The organism is Akkermansia sp. N21116 (assembly GCF_029854705.2).
GTDB lineage: Bacteria > Verrucomicrobiota > Verrucomicrobiia > Verrucomicrobiales > Akkermansiaceae > Akkermansia.
In genome coordinates this window covers 2,280,796-2,304,273 of the sequence record NZ_CP139035.1, presented here as the reverse complement: position 1 = coordinate 2,304,273, position 23,478 = coordinate 2,280,796, and the positions used below count along the sequence as shown (strand labels likewise).

At 51.9% G+C, this 23,478-nt stretch carries 14 protein-coding genes; 2 read left to right on the top strand and 12 right to left on the bottom strand.

What is annotated here, in order from left to right; all coding sequences use genetic code 11:
* Positions 1-13 precede the first annotated feature (13 nt).
* Both QET93_RS08945 and bla read left to right on the top strand, forming a co-directional pair.
* Entirely contained in the window at positions 14-1,180 is a 1,167-nt protein-coding gene (locus QET93_RS08945; protein ID WP_280132132.1) for a dicarboxylate/amino acid:cation symporter, read from the top strand.
* 129 nt (positions 1,181-1,309) lie between these two features.
* Positions 1,310-2,263 (top strand): class A beta-lactamase, encoded by a 954-nt coding sequence (bla, locus tag QET93_RS08940; protein ID WP_280126273.1) that lies wholly within the window; start codon positions 1,310-1,312, stop codon positions 2,261-2,263.
* A 100-nt stretch (positions 2,264-2,363) separates the two neighbouring features.
* Here bla and QET93_RS08935 read toward each other — a convergent pair whose 3' ends face one another.
* The 12 genes from QET93_RS08935 to QET93_RS08880 all read right to left on the bottom strand — a co-directional run bounded on the left by QET93_RS08935 (position 2,364) and on the right by QET93_RS08880 (position 23,453).
* Positions 2,364-2,630: an HU family DNA-binding protein gene (locus tag QET93_RS08935; RefSeq protein WP_280126272.1), complete on the bottom strand. Its 267-nt coding sequence runs from the start codon at positions 2,628-2,630 to the stop codon at positions 2,364-2,366.
* Between the two features lie 68 nt (positions 2,631-2,698).
* The gene (gene eboE, locus QET93_RS08930) at positions 2,699-3,868 is read right to left on the bottom strand and encodes a metabolite traffic protein EboE (protein WP_280132133.1); all 1,170 of its coding nucleotides are present in this window, start codon (positions 3,866-3,868) and stop codon (positions 2,699-2,701) included.
* Positions 3,869-3,936: 68 nt separating this feature from the next.
* Positions 3,937-6,855 carry a beta-glucosidase gene (locus QET93_RS08925; protein WP_280132134.1) on the bottom strand — a complete coding sequence of 973 codons (2,919 nt, stop codon included), beginning with the start codon at positions 6,853-6,855 and terminating at the stop codon, positions 3,937-3,939.
* A 50-nt stretch (positions 6,856-6,905) separates the two neighbouring features.
* Positions 6,906-8,129, bottom strand: coding sequence for a hypothetical protein (locus QET93_RS08920; RefSeq protein WP_280132135.1), 1,224 nt, complete (start codon positions 8,127-8,129; stop codon positions 6,906-6,908).
* Positions 8,130-8,133: 4 nt separating this feature from the next.
* Positions 8,134-9,684: a sigma 54-interacting transcriptional regulator gene (locus QET93_RS08915; RefSeq protein ID WP_280126268.1), complete on the bottom strand. Its 1,551-nt coding sequence runs from the start codon at positions 9,682-9,684 to the stop codon at positions 8,134-8,136.
* 21 nt (positions 9,685-9,705) lie between these two features.
* Positions 9,706-14,235, bottom strand: a complete 4,530-nt coding sequence (gene gltB, locus QET93_RS08910; protein ID WP_280132136.1) for a glutamate synthase large subunit — start codon at positions 14,233-14,235, stop codon at positions 9,706-9,708.
* 76 nt (positions 14,236-14,311) lie between these two features.
* Positions 14,312-16,408 (bottom strand): glutamine synthetase III, encoded by a 2,097-nt coding sequence (locus QET93_RS08905; protein WP_322189951.1) that lies wholly within the window; start codon positions 16,406-16,408, stop codon positions 14,312-14,314.
* A gap of 290 nt (positions 16,409-16,698) precedes the next feature.
* Positions 16,699-17,484, bottom strand: a complete 786-nt coding sequence (locus tag QET93_RS08900) for a DeoR/GlpR family DNA-binding transcription regulator (protein ID WP_280126265.1) — start codon at positions 17,482-17,484, stop codon at positions 16,699-16,701.
* A gap of 161 nt (positions 17,485-17,645) precedes the next feature.
* Positions 17,646-18,992: a PPK2 family polyphosphate kinase gene (locus QET93_RS08895; protein WP_280126264.1), complete on the bottom strand. Its 1,347-nt coding sequence runs from the start codon at positions 18,990-18,992 to the stop codon at positions 17,646-17,648.
* 17 nt (positions 18,993-19,009) lie between these two features.
* On the bottom strand, positions 19,010-21,751 hold the full coding sequence (locus tag QET93_RS08890) for a tetratricopeptide repeat protein (protein WP_280132137.1): 2,742 nt from the start codon (positions 21,749-21,751) through the stop codon (positions 19,010-19,012).
* Positions 21,752-21,770: 19 nt separating this feature from the next.
* Positions 21,771-22,829 carry a M23 family metallopeptidase gene (locus tag QET93_RS08885; protein ID WP_280132138.1) on the bottom strand — a complete coding sequence of 353 codons (1,059 nt, stop codon included), beginning with the start codon at positions 22,827-22,829 and terminating at the stop codon, positions 21,771-21,773.
* 45 nt (positions 22,830-22,874) lie between these two features.
* On the bottom strand, positions 22,875-23,453 hold the full coding sequence (locus QET93_RS08880; protein ID WP_280126261.1) for a hypothetical protein: 579 nt from the start codon (positions 23,451-23,453) through the stop codon (positions 22,875-22,877).
* Between the last annotated feature and the right edge of the window lie 25 nt (positions 23,454-23,478).

Below are 23,478 nucleotides of genomic sequence, written 5' to 3'. Positions count from 1 at the left end.
ATACAAGTTCACCATGAGACTTATCCTGAAAATTGTGGCCGGTATCTTGCTGGGCATGGTCATAGGCAGTTTTGCTCCGGGAATGGGAGCCGAATGGCTGGTGCGGCTGATGGTGACAGTACAAACAATGATCAACGAGCTGATTGTTTTCGTTATTCCCTTGATCGTCTTCTTTTTTATTACCTCGGGAATTTCCTCTTTGCCGGACCAGGCGGGAAAAATGTTGGGAAAAACGGTCGGCATTTCCTATCTCTCAACCGTTTTGGCAGCATCCATGGCTTTTTGGATAGCCTCGCCATTGATTCCCTCCCTTGTGGGGCAGGAACTTCCTCCAGTGCCTGCCGGACAGAGAGCATTTGCTCCTTTTCTTACATTGGAAATCCCGCCTTTAATGGGAGTTATGACGGCTCTCGCTCTTTCGTTCGTATTCGGACTTTCTATCCAGAAGCTTAAACTGGTTTCCATCAAATCATTTGCCGATGAAGGGAAAAGTGTGGTTGAACTCTTTCTGGGAAGCGTGGTGATTCCCTTGCTGCCTTTTTATATCGCCGGAGAATTCGCCAAACTTGCGGCAGAAGGGCAGGCCGTACGGATGCTCGGTACCTTTTTTTCCGTTCTTTGCCTGGCAGTATGCCTCCACTTTCTATGGCTCAGCGTTCTGTATACGCTTGCCGGAATTAAAAGTGGAAAACCTCCCTGGAAGATTCTAGCGACCATGTTTCCTGCCTACCTGACGGCTTTGGGTACCATGTCGTCCGCAGCAACAATTCCCGTCACCTTGCGCCAAGCCAAAAAAGCGGGAGTACCTCCTCACGTTGCCGACTTTACGATCCCGCTTTGCGCCAACATCCACTTGTCGGGTTCCGCCATCACAATTTCAACGTGTTCACTGGCCCTCATGTTCCTGACGAACCACCATGTGCCCGCCTCTTTTGACGCATTTCTGCCGTTTATCCTCGTCCTCGGAATCGTGATGGTAGCCGCCCCGGGGGCTCCCGGCGGTGCTGTCCTTTCAGCTCTCGGAATTTTGCAATCCATGTTGCATTTCAGCGATGCTCAATGCGCCCTCATGATTGCTCTCTACATTGCTCAGGATAGTTTCGGTACAGCCTGCAATGTCACTGGAGATGGAGCGTTGTCAATTCTTGTCTCTCCTAAAAACGAAAGAGCAAAGCAATAAAAAAGAGCATATTAAGATAGTTTAACTATATAATTAAATATAGTTATTATAGTCCTCCTCAGGATTTTATTCTGCATACGGACTTTACGGTTTTTCCTATGCCCTGATCATGGTAGGGAAGAATCCATTATGTCGACGGAATCCCTTTTTCCCTCCATTGTTATCGCCTCGATCTTAGGATTTTCTCCTTTGCCGGGATGGTCGCACCCTCAGCAGAATGTATCAGTTGCCCGGAAAGGGCAATCGGGCCCCACCGTCTGCAGCCCGGAAACGCTCCGTCGTGCAGACGCTATTGTCCAATCGCTGAAAGGACGTGTTGGAATTGCTGTCGAACTGGACGACCAGCTGTTATACAGCCATCTTTCCGGAGAAGCTTTTCCGATGCAAAGCGTCTTCAAGTTTCCTCTGGCCCTTGCTGTTTTAAATCTTGTCGATCAAGGCAGCATGAAATTGGATGATCCTATCCTTGTGAGTCCGGATGAAATCCACTCCAATACCTGGAGTCCTATGAGGGAAAAGTATCCTCAGGGAGGAACCATTCCCTTAAAGGAGCTGATCCGTTACTCTGTAGCGGAGAGTGATAACAATGCCTGCGATATCCTGTTTCGTCTGGTCGGAGGCGTCGAATCCGTCCAAAACTACCTCCGGAACAAAGGAATCGCAGACATTCGCATTTGTTCAACGGAAGAAGAGATGCATCGCGATAATAAACTCCAATACGCCAATTCCTCAACCCCGCTGGCGATGAACATTTTATTTCGTTCCTGGAATTCCGGAAAAATGCTCGGAAAGGAATCAACCCGCTTTCTCAAGGATGTTCTGGAACAGACCGTAACCGGAGCGGGCCGTCTCAAGGGGAAATTGCCTAAGGAAACGGTTGTTGCTCATAAGACAGGAACTTCGGATATCTCTCCCGAAGGAGTTGTCAGTGCATTGAACGATGCCGGTGTTATCAGATTGTCCGAAGGAGGGAACCTGTTTATCAGCATATTCGTCTCTGATTGCAAAGAAGATCCCAAGGAAATCGAACATGCCATGGCCGAGCTTGCATTCCTGTTCTACAGGGAATTATCGCGTTCGTAGAATCATGGACGATTATACGTGTCCTGGAGAAATTCAAAAGGCTGCCTGGATTCAGGCAGCCTTTCAAGATAATGAAATAAAGGAAATTTAGAAAGACAAATCAGTCAAGAAGACTCTTGGATGCCTTGAATGTTACAATCTTGGCGGCGGGAATCGTTATCGCTTCTCCCGTTTTTGGATTGCGGCCTTGACGAGCGGGGCGTTCCTTGATGGCAAATGTTCCGAAACCGATCAATTGGACAGAACCGTCCGTTTTGAGGGCTTCTTCGATACTGCCCAACACGGCTGCTACAGCCGCCCGGGCTTTGCAACTACCGTCACAGCCCAGCTGGTTGCGCACTTCTTCAATAAGCTCTGCTTTGTTCATATCAGTGAAGAAGTTATCATGGGTGATTTATTCTGCGCAAGAGGATAAACTGTAATACGCCCTGTTTTTCAAAGAAAGGGATATTTATCGATAAGACGTTGCATTGTGTCAATTTCAGAAGCAATTTGGCATGAAATATCCTGTTTTAAAGTCGGAGGCAGAACATTCCATGTATAGGTTTCTACTTCAAGGACAGGCCGAAAATGAGGATGACTTCTGAGATATTCTACTACGGCAAGATTTAGCTCGTGAGTATTTTCCAACGGTGCTTCCGGGGTGGCTCCGAGGGGAATATGGTAATGAATACGGAATCGGGAACCATGAAGCACTTCCGGATGCCGGTTGGCCCACTCCAAGGCTTCAGGCAAATCGGCAAAGAGCATGGGGGTATTGTCATCAGGTAACAGGATACTTGTTTGATGGAAATAGGTTTGCTCTGCATAGGGAAGGAGAATGGATAGATCTCCTGGTGAAGAAACATTGAGTTCCAAAGCGTTGGAAAACTGAATCTTGACAACGGGAATATCGTATTCATTCCAGGCAGAGAGAGAGAAGTCCGAGGATTCTCCCATGACGGCGAAGTGGCATGTGTCGTAGGTAACGCCCAGATGCTTTTGAATCAATTCCGGCCTGCGGGAAACACTCTGCAAACGATGGAAAAATCGGATGGTTCCGTAGGTATCGTCGAAATGTCCCATAGGTTCCGGTTCCAGACCGACTGTTAGAATTTTGCCGGTTTCCTGATGAATGCGGTTCATCAAGCCGCACAAGGAATCCAGATAGGCAAACATGCGTTCTTCATCGGCATGGAAATATTTGTGAGATCCAGGCAGGGTGCTGACTGTCAAAGGTATGTATTCTTGCGGGGAAATCCGTGCCAGAATATTCAATAATTTTTCCGTGTACTCGAACCGTTCGTATGTCGTCCAGTCCGGTTTGAAGACGAGCTCCTTGATACGGCCTTCGTGAAAGTTGCCATAGGGAAATCCGTTGATTGTTTGGACGACGGCATCCCATTCGGAAAGCCAGAGCTTGAGACGTTCTATTTCCCCAGGAAATGTCAATAAATCGGTCGCCGCTTTAGCCGACAACCGGAGCCCGATGCCCAAGGGGGCGTTTAGGGCAGGAGATTTCCATTCTTCCAGATAATGGCGAATAGAGGGTATCCCGGCTTCCAGAGAAGCAAAAGTCTCTTGCCAGGATTCGGCAGGATAAATGTTTGTACAGTAGGAAATCATGCCAGGAAATGGAAAAGAAAAGCGCCCGCCAACCGGTCATTTACGGCTGACGGGCGGGATGAAATAATTTATTTCACTTCAAATCCGGCAACGGACACATTGGCAATGCCTGCCTTGCCCCGGGATATTAGAATGCGGGCGTCGCTGGCCGTCGTACCTTTCAATTTGTAAGTTTTCGTTTCGGGTGCATCACATTGGATGGTATCGCTCACGACATCAAGGAACTGACCTCCTCCTGACGAAACCTGGATGATGAAATCGGCCTTGCTGCCTTTTCCCCATGTTACCTGAATTTCACGGGGCTGGGAACCTTCCTTGAGTGACAGGGTCAGATAATCGCCTGCACTGGCCGGCCAGGATGTGGTCTTGTCTCCGTCAACGGCTCGGGAAGCAAGATTCTGTCCGGTCGAAGCGGAAAGAATATTGGAGAGGAGTTTGCCTTCCGGCTTGTTTTGCTGGCGGGAGAGAGCCTGACGGTCATTGGCGTCAATGACCGTCAGAGTACCTTTCAACTTCGTTTTGACAGAGGATTCGCCGATCATGATTTCGAAGTCTCCGGGTTCAACGACACGTTCGCGGTGAGCATTGATGAGGGCCAGATCCTGCGGATCCAATTCCAGTTCGACACACTTCGATTCGCCAGGTTTCAGATGGATTCTGTCGAAACCATTCAAGAGCTTTTCATAACCGGAGATGGAGGAAATGATGTCGCGCGTGTACAATTGGACGACTTCATCCCCTTCACGGTCTCCCGTATTTTTGAGGGTAAAGCTGACTTTGACTTTCTGATTGGGCGTCACGACCCGAGGTTCGATCTGCAAGTCGGAGTACTTGAAACTCGTGTAGCTCAGACCGTGTCCGAACGGATAAAGGGGACCATTGACACGGGACTGGTTGCCCCTCTGACCGGGAGTGCCTCCTCCGTTGACTTGTGAAGCCAGCCGGGAGGGGAAGTTGAACGGAATTTGCCCGGTGGTCTTCGGGAAAGTGACGGTCAGTTTACCGCCCGGGTTGTAGTCCCCGAAGAGGACGTCGCTGATCGCCGTCCCTCCCTGAGAACCGGGATACCATGCTTCGACGATAGCGGGCACGTTTTGGTCGGCCCAGTTAATGCTCAAGGGTCGGCCATTGATCAGCACGAGGACGACGGGCTTGCCGGTAGCGTGCAGAGCGCGCAGGAGATCTTCCTGTCTGCCGGGAAGATCCAGGGAAGAGCGGGATTTGTTCTCGCCGCATGTGCGGGGACCTCCACCAAGTACGGCGATGATAACGTCGCTGTCCTTGGCGGTTTCGACGGCCTGGTCGATGTTTCTCTGTTCATCGGCTGTTAGCGGCATGCGGACGATTTCCGATTCGGGCCAACGGGCGTCCACAAGATCGCACCCCTTGGAGTAGGCAACTTCAGCTTTTCCTGCGAGCTTCTTTTTCACCCCGTCGAGCACAGTGGTTACTTCCACGGCCAAAGGACCGTAGTGAGTCAGGGCAAAAGCCTTTTCATCGGCATTCGGTCCGATAACGGCCACCTTCTTGAGTTTGTTTGCGTCGAGAGGCAGAGTTTTGTCCTTGTTCTTGAGCAGAACGATGGCTTCCCGGGAAGCCTGCAAGGCAACCTGTTGGTTTTCTTCGGAATTGACTTCCTTGTCGGCTGCGGCCAGATCGGTTTGGTAGGGATGGTCGAAAAGGCCGACGAGGAATTTGACGCGGAGAATGTCGCGGACGCGTTCATCAATGGTTTCCATGCTCAATCCTCCTTCACGCACGAGTTCGCGAAGGGGCAGGACATAAGAATCCGGAGACCGGAAAGTACAGCGAATGTTCAACCCGGCATCGACGCTTTGCCGGACAGCGTCTTTCATGTCCAACGCGGTTTTGTGCTTCTGATAGAGATATTCGACGGCATCGCTGTCGGAAACGACGTAACCTTTAAATCCGAAATCCTTGCGGAGGCGGTCCGTGAGCCAGTACTTGCTGCTCTGGATCGGTTCTCCGTCGTAGTCGTTATAGGAGCTCATAGCTCCAAGGAGACCGGCTTTGCCAATAACCTTCCGCCAGGGATATACGTGGATCAGTTCGACTTCGCGGGGTGACATTTGTGGATCAACGCGGGACATGCCTTCTCTCGCCCCCTTGTTATTGCTGTAAGCAATGTAATGCTTGGCCGTGGCGGCAACCTGATAGTCTTTCTGCATCCCTTTGGCCATTTCCACACCGAGTTCTCCGACGAGGTACGGGCTTTCGCCATATACTTCTTCGTAGCGTCCCCAGCGCTGGTCGCGTCCTACATCGAGAATCGGGGCATATACGTTGGTATAGCCGAGAAGGCGTCCTTCCCGTCCGGTGATTTCACCGATTTTACGGACGAGCCGTCGGTTCCATGTATGGCCGATGCCGAGCTGGGTGGGGAAATTGGTGGCCATATAGCTTTCCACGCCGCGAATACCTTCGTTGGTAAAATCGGTGGGGATGCCCAGGCGCGTGTCTTCTATAAAGAACTTCTGGACTTCGTTGAGGGCCCATGCATGGCGGGATGCGGGCCAGACATTGGGATTGTCCGACGGAGGGAGTCCCCACTGGATGAACCCGTTCAAGTGTTCGTCAATGGCTCCCATGCCATCCTTCCAAATCTTGTTTTTCCATTCCGGTTTAGGGAGAGCATCCGGCAGAACTCGCCGATAACCGTAGAGGGTGACCATCTGGCAGGTTTTTTCTTCCAGAGTCATCTGGGAGAGGAGGTCTTCGATTCTATCGTCAATCTTGGCAAGGGGATCTTCGTAAACATCCTTCTTCCCGTTTTTATTGAAGTCTATCCAACCATCTTTGTACATGGAATGGGTTCCTGGAGAATAGACGGGGCCGTCGGGACCCTTGCCGTCATCCTGAGGGGCGGCGTACACAATAGGGAAGCAAATCAGAGCGGAGCAAAGGCTTCCCAGTACAGGACGGGATATTACGTGTTTGAAAACACCGAAACGAGAGGAGAAATACATGCTCACATTATACGTAAGGCCAAGAGGAAAGCTATCAGGAAAAAACCGTTTTAATCGGAAAACCGGTGCAGAAGAGGACAGGGTACCGGCATCCCGTATAAATGAAGGAGGGGGGGAGATTGCCTCCGGGACCAGGCGGAACGTTCCACAGCTCTCTGACAACTGCGGACATCGATCTCCGAGTACCCTTCCGTGATCAGATCAGTCCCGGAACGGTGGAGGTCAACCAGGCTATGCAGGATGTCATCTTCGGAACCTCTGCGGAAATGTCCCGGACGTCCGCCTTTCAGATCACTACCAAACAAATCACCAAAAGGCAGATAATGAGCTTCGGGCCTGGCTCCATGAAACAGAGCGTTTTTATGGCACGGGGAAAGCAGCAGAAGATTGGCAGTTTCCGCACGGTTCAAAGGATTCTCCAAATCCGGGGCAGATTCCCAGATACAGGGGGATTCTCCCTGGGCCTCGGTAACCAGGGATTCCAGCAAGCGGAACTCCGGAGTATCGGCGTGCATGAGTACGGCTCCGGCATAGCCGCCTTTGGAAATGAAATCACGAATACCGGCCTTAATGGCTAAATTTAGAGCAGTCCCGGCACCTGGGAATGAAGGTTTCCCTGGTTTGATCGTATTGACAACGCGTTCATCGGGAAGAAACGGGGCCAAAACGCCGCACACCCTGCCGTCACCATCTATCAGGAAAGAGGATCCCGCATCGACGGTTTCGCCACGTCCTCCGGCATGTCGGATAACACCGACTGGGAGATGGAATCCCGTGGCCGTCCGGCGCGCTGCCTCGACTATATTTACAGTCTGTTCCATGCTCCATGGGGCTTCCGGAAAATAGAGGATAAGTTCGGCATGTACCCGGGAAGAGATTTCTTCCAAAGATTCCCGTCCATTGACAAGACATACCCCGATATTATTGACATCGATGACTCCGGGGAATTCATCCAGTTTCGAGACGGAGTCCTGCGTCAGTACATAAAACCGGCGGGATGGATGTTCCGCACCATCCAGTCCTTCCACTGATCCCATGATGAGAGGCACTTTCCCCATTTCCAAAGCCATGTAACGAAGCGCGTCTTCGTGTTCCCTCGCATAAGCGGATCGATGCAGCAGCCCTTCAGGTTCAGGCCCACTCAAACTCATGGCAGGGGCGGCGACCAAGTCGGCCCCATCGTCCAGGCATGCACGGTAGGCTTCGATGATAGCCCGGACATTCCGGGGAAAATCTCCTGGCGTTACATAGGGTTGGATGATGCCGATTTTCATGAGGCTACTTGTAGGAAGGAGGCGTGATTCCGAGCTTGTTGATTTTATAATGGAGCTTACGGATTGTGGTTTGCAGGTCGCGAGCCGATGCCGCCACATTCCCCTGATTGCGTTTCAAAGCGTCTGTGATGATTTCCGTTTCAAAGGAAGCTATCTGGGCGTCCATCCCGGTCGAAGTCCCCGGGATCGTGCTTATGGATGTATTGGTGGCAATGGCGGTTTGGAGGGATGGAGGGAGGTCGAAGGAATTGATAACTCCATTGTCGGAAACAAGAACAGCCCGTTCGATAACGTTCTCCAGCTCACGGACATTACCCGGCCAGTGGTAAGACATGAGCATATTGATTGCCGGCGTAGAGATACGGAGGATATTCTTGTTGTACGAGGCATTGTACTTGCCAAGGAAGTAGTCGGCCAGGGAAACGATATCCGATTTTCTCGATCGCAGTGGAGGTACGATGATGGGGAAAACGTTTAACCGGTAGAACAAGTCTTCCCGGAAGCTGCCTTCCTGCATTTTTTCTTCCAGATTGCGGCTTGTGGCAGCGATGACGCGGACATTTGTACGGATTGGTTCCTGGGCGCCGACTCGTTCAAAAATTCGTTCCTGAAGCACGCGGAGGAGTTTGACCTGTACCCCGGGTGAGATATCCCCGATTTCATCAAGAAAGAGCGTTCCTCCCGAAGCGGCTTCGAACCGTCCTTTCCTCATTTTGTGGGCTCCGGTGAAAGCCCCTTTTTCATGGCCGAACAATTCGGATTCTACCAGGTTTTCGGGTAGAGCCGCACAGTTGACGGCAATAAACGGTCCCTGTTTCCTGTCGGAATTGTAGTGAATGGATTGGGCGATCAGTTCCTTGCCCGTACCGGATTCTCCACGAATCAGGACTGTTGCAGAAGAACGGGCTACCTGGATGATCTGCAACTGAATCTCCCGCATGGGAGATGAATTGCCGATGAGTCCCGGCAGGCGGGTCTGGCGCCCGAGTTGTTGACGCAGACGGTCGTTTTCCGTTTGCAAGTGCTCGCGTTCTTCGACTTCGGCACGGAATGCCTCCACGGCATCGGCCATAATGTTCGCCAGGACAATCATCAGGTTCAGGAGTTTATCCAGTTCCTCCGGGCTTTGCTGAGGGTAATCGATCGAGAATGTACCAATGACGACTTCGTCATGGATGATGGGGACGCAGAGGAAAGATTCCGGTTGGTCTTCCTTCCTGATGCGCGTTCGATTGAGGAAGGTATGGTCGGTTGTCGTGTCGGGAATGACCTCCGGTTTTCCCGACTGGGCGACCCTCCCCGTTACACCTTCCCCAATTCTGTATTTGCCGAGCGAACGGGCCAAATCCGTCAATCCGAACGAAGCTTCAATGACAAGTTCGTGGCTATGGCGGAGGGTAAGGGCTGCCCGTGTGATGGGCAGCCTTCCCCTGAGTACCTCCAGAATTTTATCCCAGAGTTCATCCATATGATTGCGCCGGACGAGGAGTTTGGAAATTTCCAGCAGGATTTCCAGTTCGGTGCTGTTTCCGGCAAGCGTAGGATGGGGCGTCATAGTGGAATGAGTGACTGGAGATTAATGCCGAATGTGGACGGATTGAGGGGCAGGGACTTCCTGTGCATTCATTGTACTCAAAACCCGCCGGTATTCCATCGGAAACACCTTGACGAACTTTGGCAATACGTCATCCCATGATTCCAGGATACGGCGGGCCAGAGGGGAACCGGTTAGTTCCGCATGTTCCTCAATCAGGGAATGCAGGCGTGCCACATCCTCCGGTGCTTTGACCGGTTCCAGGTCAATAGTGGATAGGTTGCAGCGGCGGTCGAATGAACCGTCTTCGTCCAGCACATAGGCAAAACCGCCACTCATGCCTGCCCCGAAGTTAACCCCCGTCGGTCCGAGGACAACGACTGTACCGCCCGTCATGTACTCGCAGCAATGATTGCCTGTACCCTCGACGACTGCTGTTGCCCCGGAATTGCGGACGGCGAAACGTTCACCGACTGCACCATTGATAAATACCGTACCGTTGATTGCTCCATACAACAGGACATTCCCCGCAATGATGTTATCTTCCAGAGAATAGGTAGCCGCTTCAAAGGGGCGGACGATGATTCTGCCTCCGGAAAGCCCTTTACCCAGGTAGTCGTTGGCTTCCCCTGTCAGGGTCAAGGTAACTCCGTGAGCCAGAAAAGCTCCGAACGATTGTCCTGCCGTACCGCGGAAATGGAGACGGACAGTATCATCCGGCAATCCTTCATGACCGTAAGCCAGGGCGACTTTGCCGGACAACATGGTCCCGACGGAACGATCCGTGTTGGCTACCGGGAAAGCGGCTTCTACCGGGCGGCCCGACTCCAGTGCCGGACGGGTAAACTCCATGAATTTGCCGTCGAAGAAACGTTCGACTCCGTGGTCGTGCGGCGTTGTGAAACGAACGGGATGTCCTGACTGATTGGCAACGGGAGACAGAATGGACGAGAAATCGAGATTCCTCGTCTTCCAATACTCAATGGCCGGATTGATGTCCAGCAGGTCTGTTCTTCCTACAGCTTCATCGATGGAACGGAATCCGAGCCGAGCCAGATATTCCCGGACTTCTTCTGCAACAAACATGAGGAAGTGGACAATATATTCGGGCTTTCCACGGAATTTTTTGCGGAGTTCCGGATCCTGGGTGGCCACACCGACCGGGCAGCTATTCTTTTGGCAAACGCGCATGAGGACACACCCCATGGCGATCAAAACCGACGTAGCAAAACCGTACTCTTCCGCTCCCAGAAGAGTGGCAATGATCACGTCGCGCCCCGTCTTGAGCTGACCGTCCGTCTGCAGGCGGACGGAACCCCTCAGATTGTTCAGGACAAGAGTTTGCTGGGTTTCTGCAAGTCCCAGCTCCCAAGGGAGGCCTGCATGCATGATCGATGTCAGGGGAGAAGCTCCCGTGCCTCCGTCATGACCGGAAACCAGCACCATGTCAGCCCCACCCTTGGCGACACCTGCCGCAACTGTTCCTACGCCGACTTCGGAGACCAGCTTGACCGATATCCGGGCTTCCGGATTGGCATTCTTCAGGTCGTAGATCAATTGAGCCAGGTCTTCGATGGAATAAATGTCGTGGTGCGGCGGCGGAGAAATCAAGGTTACTCCGGGCGTGGAATGACGCACGCGGGCAATTTCTTCATTCACTTTTCCTCCGGGAAGTTGACCTCCTTCTCCCGGCTTGGCTCCCTGGGCAATTTTGATTTGTATCTCCTTGGCGTGTGCCAGGTACTCTGCCGTCACGCCGAATCGGCCCGAAGCAACCTGCTTGATGGCGGAGCAGAGGGAATCCCCGTTTCCCAGGGGGATGTAGCGGGCTGGATCTTCTCCGCCCTCGCCGGAGTTGGACATGCTGCCGAGGCGGTTCATGGCAATGGCGATACTCTCGTGTGCTTCCCGGGAGATAGCACCCAGAGACATGGCGCCGCTGACGAATCTTTTGACAATTTGGAGAGCAGATTCCACTTCTTCAAGTGGGACTGGCGTCGTCTCCTTGAACCGGAACAATCCGCGCAAAGTGCAAAGGTTCTGCGAAGCATCGTCCATTTTCGCGGTAAATTCCTTGAATTTGCCGTAGTCGGCATTCCTGACGGCACGCTGGAAAAGTCCGATGAGTTCGGATGTCCAGAGGTGTTTTTCTCCTCCCTTACGGTACTTGTAGATTCCGGCGTTTTCCAGTTCGATATGTTCTTGGCGGGATGCTTCGTAGCGCATGAGCGTTTCTCGTCCCACTTCCTTTAACCCTATTCCGCCGACTCGGGATTCAGTTCCGGCGAAGTAGCGATCCACCATCGAACGATCCAGGCCGATAGCTTCAAAAACCTGAGCCCTCCGGTAGCTGCGCAAAGTGGAAATTCCCATTTTGCTCATGATTTTAAGCAATCCCTTGTCCAGGGCCTTGATGTAATTGGTAAGCGCCCGGGCTTCGGAAATGGATTCTCCCAGTGCTCCGTCTTGCCACAATTTCGTAATTGTCTCTATGGCGAGATAGGGGCAAATAGCCGTGGCACCGTACCCGAGCAACAGAGCAAAATGCATCGTTTCACGAGCTTCTCCGGTATCGACAATTAGGCCGGATCCCGTACGAAGTCCCAGATTGACGAGGTGGGCGTTGACGGCGGATACTGCCAGAAGCGATGGTATGGGAGCTTTGTCCGGCGGCAGATTGCGGTCGGAGAGGATGAGAATGGAATACCCTGTGCGCACTGCTTTTTCCGCCCGTGCACAAAGATCGTCCAGACCTGTTTCCAAAGAGTCGGGAGCCGAGGCATCGAATGAAAGCTCCAGGGTGAGAGAACGAAAATCCGGTTCCTTGCACTCTCGGAGGCGGTCCAGATCTCCGGATGTCAGGATGGGACGATCCAGTTTGATCAATCGCGCCATGGCGGGAGTTTCCTCCAGGATGTTGGGTGGGTTGCCGATGAAGGTGGTGAGCGACATGACAAGTTCTTCCCTGATCGGGTCAATCGGAGGATTGGTAACCTGCGCGAACAATTGCTTAAAATAGTTGAATAGCAGTTGGGGGCGTTCCGACATGACTGCCAGGGGCGTATCGTTACCCATGGAACCGATGGGATCGACGCCCGTTTTTGCCATGGGGGAGAGGATAAGTTCCAAATCTTCCTTCGTGTAGCCGAATAGAGCGTGGCGACTGGGCAGAAGTTCACGGTTGACGGTAGGTGCCATAACGGAATCGAAAAATCCGTGGACATGGATACGGTTTTCCTCGCACCAGCGACGATAGGGCTGGAGGCGAGAAACATGGGTTTTGATCTCGCTGTCATATGCAATGCGTCCGGCAGCAAAGTCGACCCAGAGCATTTGTCCGGGATGCAGGCATCCGCGTTTGATCACCAGAGCCGGCTCCTGGTCCAGAACGCCGGCTTCGGATGCCAGAACAAGCAATCCGTCACATGTAACCGTGTAGCGCACCGGCCTCAGACCGTTGCGATCCACCATGGCCCCGGCGCCCAGTCCATCCGTAAAGCAAACGGCAGCCGGACCGTCCCATGGTTCCATGATACCGGCGTGGAAATCGAAAAATCCTCTGACATCTTCACTCATGAAATGACGGCTTCCCCATGCCTGGGGAATCAGCATCATCATGGCGTGAGGCAGGCTGCGGCCGGCTCGGACAAGCAATTCCAGAACATTGTCAAGACAGGCGGAATCGCTTTGCCCAGAACGTATGACAGGCAGAATGCGGGAAATGTTTTCCCCGAACAAGGGGGAGGACAAAAAGTTTTCCCGGGAATTCATCTGATTGATATTGCCTTTGATTGTGTTAACCTCCCCGTTGTGTGCAAGCATGTGGAAGGGATGTGCCAGGGGCCAGGAAGGGAATGTATTAGTCGAATATCTCTGGTGGACGACGGCTACTGCGGAAACAAGCCTGGGATCCGTTAAATCCTGGTAAAACCGGGGAAGCTGAGGAGCCTTCAAAAGCCCCTTGTAGATGAGGGTTCGGGCCGAAAGACTGGCAATATAAAACCTGTCTCCCAGTTCCGGCAGAGCCTCGTCCATGGCTCGCTCTATTGTGCGGCGGAGAATATAAAGAGATCGTTCCAGATCTTCCCCCCGGAGTTGTTCGTTACCGGGGACGATGAAAAATTGGCGGATCGATGGAGCTGAAAGACGAGCTTGGACACCAATGGCATCCAGATTGACGGGGACGGTTCTCCATCCCAGGAGACGGAATCCGTCCTTGAGAATACAATCTTCTGCGATTTTCATGCATCTGCTTGCCAGAGAGTCATCTGTGGGTAGAAAAACACAGGCGGCACCGTAGCACCCCGGCTCTGGGAAAGATATGTCGGGACAACTGGCCTCAAGGAACGCATGAGGGAGCTGAATGAGGATGCCGGCACCGTCTCCGGTGTCCGGGTCGCTGCCGGCGGCCCCGCGATGCAGGAGGCGTTCCAGCACGGTCATGCCTTTGAGGACGATGTCATGCGAAGCTCGGCCTTTAATATCGCAGACCATGCCGACGCCGCAAGCGTCGTGCTCGTGTTGAGGATGGTAAAGTCCTTGTGGTTGGGGGAGGTATGAACTGAATTGCATGTGGCTGGTGGGGTACGGTCGACCCGCATGCAGCCGGGAAAGGGGCGAGCAGGCGGGCCGACAGTGATGTTGATGGTTATCGGATATAGAGTAATTGGGCGTATGTCGGCACGGGCCAGACGGAATGGTCGGTTAGCGCTTCCAGGCTGTCGATGGTGAATCGCAGAGTGGCCATTGCCGATTTTTGGCTTTCGAATGAGTCGCAATGTTCCAGCGCTGCCAGCTGGGCAGGCAGATCATCGCAGAGTTTGCCGATGCTGGCGGCAATGCCGGCCAGGCATTCGCTTCCGGCGGACACATGGTTCGCGGACATGGAAGCGATAGTCTTGTGTAACTGGCAGAGGTACTTGGAAACAGCCGGGATGTAGAGTGTACGCACCATTTCCGCTGCTGTTTTTGCCTCAATGTCCAGTTCCTTACCGTAGATTTCCATTTGGGTTTCGTACCGGGCATGCAATTCGGAGGGAGACATGACTCCGTAATCGCTGAAAAGTTTCACTGTTTCCGGCAGTTCCAAAATGGCCAGGGCTTCCGGGGTTGTACGAAGGTGGGGCAAGCCGCGGCGTTCCGCTTCCTTGATCCATTCGTCACTGTATCCGTTTCCGTTGAAGATGATTCTCTTGTGCTTCTTCACGATGTCCCGGAGTGTTTCCTGCAGTGTACTGCGGAATTCGGGTTTGCCGGCAACAGGTTCCAGAATGGAAGCAATGCGATCAAGAGCTTCCGCAACAATCAAGTTCAATACGGTCATCGGCCAGGCACAGGTTTGAGAGGAACCGACGGCGCGGAACTCAAACTTGTTGCCGGTAAAGGCAAACGGGCTTGTGCGGTTGCGATCCGATGTATCCAGAGGGAACTCGGGCAGGGAATCGACTCCGATTTTCATGACTCCGCTTTGGCGGGATGCCACCGTCTGTCCTTGTTCGATCTGATTGATGATCTCGTCCAGCAGATCGCCCAAATAAATGGAGATAATAGCGGGGGGGGCTTCGTTGGCACCGAGGCGGTGATCGTTGCCTGCCTTAGCGACGGAAGCTCTCAGAAGATCGGCATGTTTGTCCACTGCTTCAATCACGGCGCACAGGAAAGTCAGGAAGATGGCATTTTCATGCGGGCTTTTGCCAGGGTTGAGTAAACTGCCGAATCCGGGGGCACCCAGGGACCAATTGTTGTGTTTGCCGGATCCGTTGATGCCGTCGAAGGGCTTTTCATGGAAGAGGCATGCAAAACCGTGCTTGGTCGCTGTTTTGCTGAGAACTTCCATGAGCTGCATGTTATGATCCACAGCCAAGTTGATTCCCTCGAAGATAGGAGCGATTTCAAATTGTGCCGGAGCGACTTCATTGTGGCGTGTTTTAGCCGGAATGCCGAGACGCCACAGGGATTCGTCTACTTCCGACATGAACTCCAGGATACGTTCCTTAATGCTGGCGAAGTAGTGGTCTTCCATCTGCTGGTGCTTGGGAGGAACATTGCCGAAAATGGTTCGTCCGCACATGATCAGGTCCGGTCTTTGAGTGTAGAGTTTAAGATCCACAAGGAAGTATTCCTGTTCCGCACCGAGACTGGAATTGACCACGATATCCGGTTTTTCTCCAAAGCAGGCTAGAATGCGCTGGGCTTGCCCGGTAACGGCTTTCATGGAACGGAGCAGGGGGGTCTTCTTGTCGAGAGCCTGTCCCGTGTATGAACAAAATGCGGTCGGAATGCACAGAGTTGCACTTCCGTTGGTCCTTTTAATAAAGGCGGGACTGGTGGGATCCCAGGCTGTGTAGCCGCGAGCTTCAAATGTAGCGCGAAGGCCACCGGAGGGAAAACTCGATGCATCCGGTTCTCCTTGGATCAGGCTCTTACCCGAGAACTCAAGAGAGGCCATTCCTCCGTCCATTTCCAAAAAGGCCTCGTGCTTTTCGGCCGTCGCGTCATTCAATGGCTGGAACCAGTGCGTATAATGGGTTGCTCCGTTACTGATAGCCCATTGCTTCATGGCTTCGGCAACTTCGTCGGCGATGCTGGAATCCAGCTTGCTTCCTTTCTTGATCGTATTGAGCAGATTCTTGTACACATCCCGGGAGAGGTAACGCTTCATTGTGCTGAGGCCGAAGACGTCTTTCCCGTAGATTTCTTCAATGCGGGATAAACCGGAGGCGGGATGTGCAGGGATTGATTCCATATTCATAGTGGGGATTGTGTTCCTGAATTAGTGTTCCGGTTTCTTGTCCGGACGCTTTTTTATTTGCAAATACCATGCCAACTTTTTAAAATTAATAGAGAGTACTGATAATGAATTAATTATGTGATATTATTGATAATTATCCTTGAAACAATGAATGACAAATTTGGAATATCAACTTGATATATTACAAATTTGTCATACATTTTTGAAACAAAACGAGCCTAAAAAAGCAGGGCCGGATGCTTGAACACCCAGCCCTGCGAGGAAGAACGGTTTCGTTCAGGGAATCAGGCTTGTTCGACGACAACCCCGGTTTGTTCGATGTCGTGAAGTTCTTCTTCATCGACATTCTCATCCGTGATCAAAAGGTTAACTTTCGACAGGGGGATGGTGTAGTAGGAGGACGGTCCCTGCATGCTTGCAGAAGGACAGACGACGCACAGGGATTTCGTGAAGGGAAGAATCTTTTCAAAGAATTCCGCCTTGCCCTGGCTGGAAAATCCGGGACCGCGCGATGCCGAATACGAATCGGCGATGAGGATGATGTTGTCCAGTCCCATGTGTCCGAGCGAATCGGCAGCCCTGTGGCCGATGAAAAGGCCGGACTTGCGATCCAGCAATCCTCCGGTACAATATGCTTCGATATTGTTATTGGACTTGAGACGTTCGATCACCGTGGTGCTATTGGATACAACAGTCATATCTTCGGCCGGAAGGTAGGAAGCGATGAGATTACCCAGCGTGCCTCCGTCCAAAAAGATGGTCGAATGAGGTTGCATGTGTCTGACAACCGCCTTGGCAAGTTCCACATCATAGGTCGTATGCTTCAGCAGGTTTTCATTGCTCGTCTTTTTGTTCAACGAAACAGCGCCACCATGAACTCGCACGAGAAGACCGCTTTGCTCAAGTCTGATTAAATCGTTTCGCACCGTTTCATCGGTAACGTTCATCGATTTAGCAAGCTGGGTGGTTCTTGCTGCCCCTTGTTCTGCCAGTAGCCTCAAGATATATTCATTTCTTTCGGATGCCAGCAGCATTGCCCCTTTCTTTATTATTTTGGAATTGCCTTTCATGTACGATGTTAGGTTGCGTGTGTATGTGTGTAAGATTACCTTGGGATCGGATTTTCCTCTCCCAGATCCTCCACACGTTAGAATACAATATAAGAACAAACGTTCAAACTATTTTTTGAGAAAACTTTAGCATGAAGAGCTCGGCAGAAAATCAAATCGAATTAATCGTTCACTCGAATGGTGGATGGATCGAAGGATAATTGAGGGTATTCGCAGTTGAGAGAGCGCAATTTTTCGACAAGAATCCTTGTTACTATGAGGTTTCTGTACCATTTGCGATCGGCGGGGATAATATACCAAGGAGCGTGCTGGAAAGAAGTCGCCTCGATTAGCTCGCGATAAGCGCCCTGAAATTCGTCCCATCTGTTTCTGTCATCAAGGTCGTCCATTTGGAATTTCCAGACCTTGTCAGGGTTGCGCAGGCGACCTTCCAGGCGTGCTTTTTGTTCGCCCTTGGAGATATTGAGGAATATTTTAATGATCTCCGTACCCTCGCTGGCCAGCATATGTTCGAAGTCAATGACAGAGCGGTATCTTCTTTTCCAGACTTCGTCCGGGAAGATCCTCTTCACCTTGACAGCGATAATATCTTCGTAATGGGAGCGGTTGAAAACAGCTATCTGCCCATTTCCCGGGACTTCCCGATGAATGCGCCAGAGATAGTCATGGGCCAATTCGTCTGCGGTGGGTTTCTTGAAAGGAACGACGCGGAGGCCTTGGGGATCGATACCGGAAAAGACGTTTCTGATACAACCGTCCTTGCCTCCGGCATCCATGGCCTGGAAGACGACGAGAATACGGTGTTTGTTTTCTGCATACATCTTCCTTTGTAATTCCTGAAACTCCTTATTGAGGGTGTCAAACTCAATCAGAGCTTCTTCCTTGCTCCCGGAAAAAAGTGATTTGTCATCGGGGGCATAGTCTTTGAGATTGAGTTTGATGCCGGCCGGCACAAGATATCTGTCCATAACGGGAAGAGATTGATTAATAGGGTAAATATGTTGGGCTTCTGAAAAAAGCGGAGATTTGGACGGTGCCGTCAATTTGACAGACGGGAAAAATTCATCGAGGACCTTTTTGATAACCGAGCGTTTGAATTTTGGGAAGAGGTTGAGTTTCAATTCTTTCCGGTCAAACCATCTGATTTTTGAAAATTCGGGGCTCCTGTTGACGGATGTCTTGGGATTGTCCTTTTTGCAAATGAGCAGGAAGTAGGTTTGCTCCTGACCGATCCATTTGCCGCTTTTACTGTTGTTTTCCGGATACTTGTATCTCAGTCCGGAGAGCGTCTTGGCAATAATGTAATCACCCGGGCGTAAACCAACTTCTTCCCATACTTCCCGGGCCAGGGCATGTTCGATGGTTTCTCCTTTGACGGCACCTCCCTGGGGGAAATGCCAGTAAGTATTACGTCCTGCATCTTTGCCCAGGAGAACCTTGCCATCCGTACTCAGAATGACAGCGGCGGCATTCGGCCTCCAGGATTTGCCTTTGGGGTCTTGAATCATGGCGGAGAAATGGGATATTACTGTGCCGCAGGAGGGGCGAGTTTCGTTTCCTCCTCGGTTGGCTGGGATACGGCATCCGTTTCAGGATCGTTCCAGATGAAATGCTCAAGCTTGATGCGGCGTGCCTTGTTGGCGGCTTCACGTGCCTTGGGTCCGGTTGTTTTGGAAAGACGGACGGCAAGATTCAAGGCAGCCTGCCAATCTTGACGCAGCTCGAGGATATGCAAGGCAGCAAAACCGGCGCTGTAGAACCAGTACCAATCGCGCTTATCCACGGAATGAGGGTCGGGCTTGTATTGGAGAATAGTCGAGTAATCATGCAGGGCGGCCTCCATATCTCCTTGCTTTTCGGCAAACTGGGCTCGTTGTGAAAGCGCTTTAAATTTCCAGTAGAGGTGAATGTTAGGCATCTCAAGCATCCTCGTGCAGAATTCCCGGGCTTTGGTCAGGGATTCGGGATCGGATTCTCCCAGAGAGGCCCAGGCATCGGCTTCTGTGGAAAGTGCCTGGAGGCGGATGGTCGATGGTAATTTACGCTGAAGAAGTTCGTTCAAGGATGCAATAGCTTCGCGGGACTTGCCGCTTCTGAGGAGGAGGGTGGCAATTTCCAGTTCCGAGGAGAGAGCCAGCTTGCCCGGCGTATGAGCCAGTTGCCGGAACAGGGTCAGGGCCGTATCCAGAGAACTCTGAGTATTGCATTGTTCCGCAGCTTTGCCTGCGAGAAACAGGGCTGCGCGTTGCAAGTCGGAATCGGGATATTGTGAAGCGAATGGCTGCAGCACAAGGAGAGCCTCGTTGAAGCTGCCGTTCTTATAGAGCAGTTCTCCCAGTTTCAATTGAATGGCATCGGCGCACGGAGCGTTGGGATACTGTTTCAAAGCCTTGCGCGCGGTAAAAATAGCTTCCGCCCAATTTTGCCGGATTTCCGGAACCATAATATTCAAGCGAATGAGGCGCAATTTTTGTTCTTCATCCATGTCGTCCTCTTTCAGCAGGGATATTTGCTGGACGGCTCCGTCTACATCCGGAGGATTGAGGTTCAGCATGACTTCCGCCATGTCGAGGCGGGCAGGAATCACCCAAGGTGAAGAGGGATAGTCGGCGATCATTTTCCGAAGTTCTTCCAGAGCCTCCGGCATCATCCTCTGGGCGGAATAGTGAGCCTGCTCATAGGCAAGGGCTTCTCGCAATTTGGAGTCCATTACCGTTTGTTGCATCACATCCTTAAGGGAACTCTTATCCGCCAGTTCCAGTGCCGTCAGGTTGGCATTGTAGAGGGCGGAGGAAATGAGATTGTCTCCTCCTCCGGTTCTAATTACGGATTTGAACGCATTGAGGGCATCATCGAAACGCTGCTGTTCATAGGCAATCCGTCCGGCCTCGAAGCGGACTGCAGCGGATTTGAAGCCGGGAAATTCTTTGATCAACGCATCGGCCTGATCGACAAGTCCCTGCTTGAGCAGGATACCGAGCGCTTTCAACAAGAGTGATTCGGAAACAGGATTGGCGGGAGATTTTTTAAGAGTTCTCCTGATCAGGTCGATTATTTCCTCATAGTCCTTTTTTCCTGCCAGGACATCGCACAGGGCATAGGCAGCCAGAGGCTGGCGGGTATTGTCGGAACCGTTCGCCCAAGACGTCAGCTTTTCCAAAGCCTGCGGATTGGAAGAAAACGTTTTTTCCCGCATCAGGACTAAAAAGACATCCGTCAAAAGAGCGGAATCAGGATTGCTGGAAATGAAGGCAAGAAGTTGGTCTTCTCCCATATAATCCGTATTGTCCGTAGTTGCACTTCCCGTAGAAGCAGGGGCAGGGGAGGAGGATTCCGAACCGGAAGATGCATTTTCCCGTTCGATTTTCAGAAAGGCGGAGGCGACAAGAGCCAAGTCTTTTACCTTGTCCGGAGCATTTTTGGCAGAAGCAAGCGTTTTCAGTTCGTTTTGGGCTTCGTCCCATTGTCCCTGGCTGGCGAGAAGATTGGCATGTACGACTTGGGCAAGAGGCTTGATGACGGCCATCCATGAAGGTTCTTCACGGGGAGTCGGTTGTCCGGATCCAGCCTCGGGAGTAGACGGCGATTTCAGGAGGGGGGCCAGAGTTTTTGCTGCTTGCTCATATTCTTTTTTCCTGATCTGGAAGTCGGCAAGCCAGACAGCGGCCCGGGCGGACAATTCCCCTTGATTGAGAGCAACCAGGGAAGCCAGGCTGGCTTGAAGTAACTGGTAATCATGCAGTCGACCGGCAATAACCGCTCGTACCTGGAGAAAGTACGGGACCCATTCCGGAGATTGAGACAAGTCCGTCCGTACGAGCCATTGGAGGGCTTTAGACAGAGATCCCTGTCCAATCAATCCGATAGCAGTCCAGTAGTTGTTGGCCGGATTCTGAGGCAGGGAAGAAAGGAGTTCCAACCCTTCCTGATAGCTCCCTCCGCGGATCAGGGATTCTGCTAGATATTGACTGACAATGACTATCTGTTCCCGTGACCAATTTTTAGAATTGGCATCGAGCGATTTCCTGAAATGGCGAGCTGCAACAAGAGGGACATTGCTGCGGAGTGATTTCAATCCTTCCTGAAAGGAAGCTCCGGGGATTTTAATGCCGTCTCCCGTTGCCGTTCCTGATTCGGATTGTTCCGGTTCGGCCTGTGCCGGGAGAGCCACAGCCATATAGAGGCCGGCCATCATGCCGATCAGACAGGCATGTGCTGCTTTTCTGGTTGCCGTGGAGAGATAGGGTGATGAAAGCAGTAGGTACATGGACGAATTGTCTTGGTGGTCAGTTGTCCGACGAGTTTTCCGGAGCACTCATGGTTAACAGTTTGATGTAACTTTTCCCGGAGGGTGTCAGGATGGGGGCTTTGCTGGAGCCCTTCACTCGGTTGACCGTTCTGTAAAGCTGTGAAAAGGGGTGAGGCACGGCACTAATGACAATAGGTTCGGCACATGGCTCCGCCGAAGGCGTGAAGGAAACAGGTACTCCGGAATCAGTCAGGGCAATCTCCCAGGAAGCGGGATTGTTCGATCCCTGTTTGAGCAGAAATGGATATCGTTTTACCATGTCGGGAGTCCCCGCATTAGGTACGCGAACCGTATATTGGGGAGGGAGACCGGAAATGTATTGGCTTAGGTTGAAGGGTGTTCCGTCCTTGCAAATCATGAGGGCATCCACTGGATTGAATCCGGAGAGATTTAATCCGTTGAAAATACCATGCTTGTTTGGTGTGCCGAGTTTACGCCCGTCGTACCACTTCTGAAAGTTCCTGTTCAGCAGGAGGCAGAGTTCCAAATGAACATGGGCTCGCTCCTTGTTGATACCGACACCGGAATACCCCAGCTTCCCAATAGTATTGCCGGTACCAACGACATCTCCAGGCTTGCAATTCGTCGAGGCCAGGTGGGCATACAGGCTGTAAAGAGGGCCATCCGGCAGAGTGTGTTCGATAACGACATAACGCCCATAGGAACTGTCCCTTGGGTTGTCGGATACATGGACGACGCGTCCGCCGGCAACAGGGTGCACCATGTCAAGAGGCGCACCCGTGGCATCTCTTTTCAGAGGTTTGATGTCAATGCCTTCATGAAATTTTGTAGCGACCGGCCCTGCTTGTGTCCGGACAAGAGTACGGGTGAAGCCGTATTGGCCACCCTCCCAAGGTTTGCTTTTGACGCCCTCGAACGTACGGTCGACATACATGAAGAAATCTTCCGGCTTGTTGCGAAAGAGTGCGTCATTGGCCGTAGGCAGCCTTAACAGGATGGCATGAGCCGGAACCGCCATGCAGGATGCTGCAATGGTGATGCTGATTCCGGCAAGAATATTCCTGAATGAAGCCACGGGAAACTAAAAGTACGAATGTGGGAAGGGTAAACGAGCGGATATTTAGAACCGTCCCCGTTTTTCGGAGATAACTTTACGTTCGTTTTTTTCCTTTTCCTTTTCAGCCCATTCCTGCGGGCTGATACTCAGGTTGGGTTTGGAGGAAGATGCCTGATCCAGTACGGGTTTTTCCCGTTCGGGATCCAAAGGGGGCACGACTTCGGCCAGGACTGCCAGATCAGCAGGAGTAAAACCACCCCAGACGACAAGTTTGCCATTCCTGATAGGTTCCTTATAGAGACGGATCAATTCCATGGGGTGCCCGTTGACCATGGGCAAAATATTGCTGCCGAGATTTTGTGTTGTGGTGGCTTCCACCCGTGACCAAAGGGGCTTTTTCACATTGAAGACAACACCGAATGTTCCATCTTCTGCCCGGAAGGAACGGTAGCTTTCGAAATCTTTCTGGGAAATAAACGGCGCTTTTTCAAAGGTCTGAGTTCCTTGACGAATGGTAAATTTATCGTTCGTTCCGAACGCTCTTCCGATATCCTGCGTATCTTCCATGTGGAAACTGACGGGAAACTTCGTTTCGCAGGAGCTTAAACACACGAACGTCAGAAGAAGAGGCAGTGCTTTCATGAAACCGATGATAGGCAATCATAAG

Coding starts and splice junctions, on each gene's coding strand:
- QET93_RS08890 (WP_280132137.1), bottom strand. CDS start 21,751: ATGTACCTACTGCTTTCATCACCCTATCTCTCCACGGCAACCAGAAAA.
- QET93_RS08895 (WP_280126264.1), bottom strand. CDS start 18,992: ATGATTCAAGACCCCAAAGGCAAATCCTGGAGGCCGAATGCCGCCGCT.
- QET93_RS08905 (WP_322189951.1), bottom strand. CDS start 16,408: ATGGAATCAATCCCTGCACATCCCGCCTCCGGTTTATCCCGCATTGAA.
- bla (WP_280126273.1), top strand. CDS start 1,310: ATGTCGACGGAATCCCTTTTTCCCTCCATTGTTATCGCCTCGATCTTA.
- QET93_RS08915 (WP_280126268.1), bottom strand. CDS start 9,684: ATGACGCCCCATCCTACGCTTGCCGGAAACAGCACCGAACTGGAAATC.
- gltB (WP_280132136.1), bottom strand. CDS start 14,235: ATGCAATTCAGTTCATACCTCCCCCAACCACAAGGACTTTACCATCCT.
- QET93_RS08935 (WP_280126272.1), bottom strand. CDS start 2,630: ATGAACAAAGCAGAGCTTATTGAAGAAGTGCGCAACCAGCTGGGCTGT.
- QET93_RS08925 (WP_280132134.1), bottom strand. CDS start 6,855: ATGTATTTCTCCTCTCGTTTCGGTGTTTTCAAACACGTAATATCCCGT.
- QET93_RS08900 (WP_280126265.1), bottom strand. CDS start 17,484: ATGAAAGGCAATTCCAAAATAATAAAGAAAGGGGCAATGCTGCTGGCA.
- QET93_RS08880 (WP_280126261.1), bottom strand. CDS start 23,453: ATGAAAGCACTGCCTCTTCTTCTGACGTTCGTGTGTTTAAGCTCCTGC.
- QET93_RS08945 (WP_280132132.1), top strand. CDS start 14: ATGAGACTTATCCTGAAAATTGTGGCCGGTATCTTGCTGGGCATGGTC.
- QET93_RS08920 (WP_280132135.1), bottom strand. CDS start 8,129: ATGAAAATCGGCATCATCCAACCCTATGTAACGCCAGGAGATTTTCCC.
- eboE (WP_280132133.1), bottom strand. CDS start 3,868: ATGATTTCCTACTGTACAAACATTTATCCTGCCGAATCCTGGCAAGAG.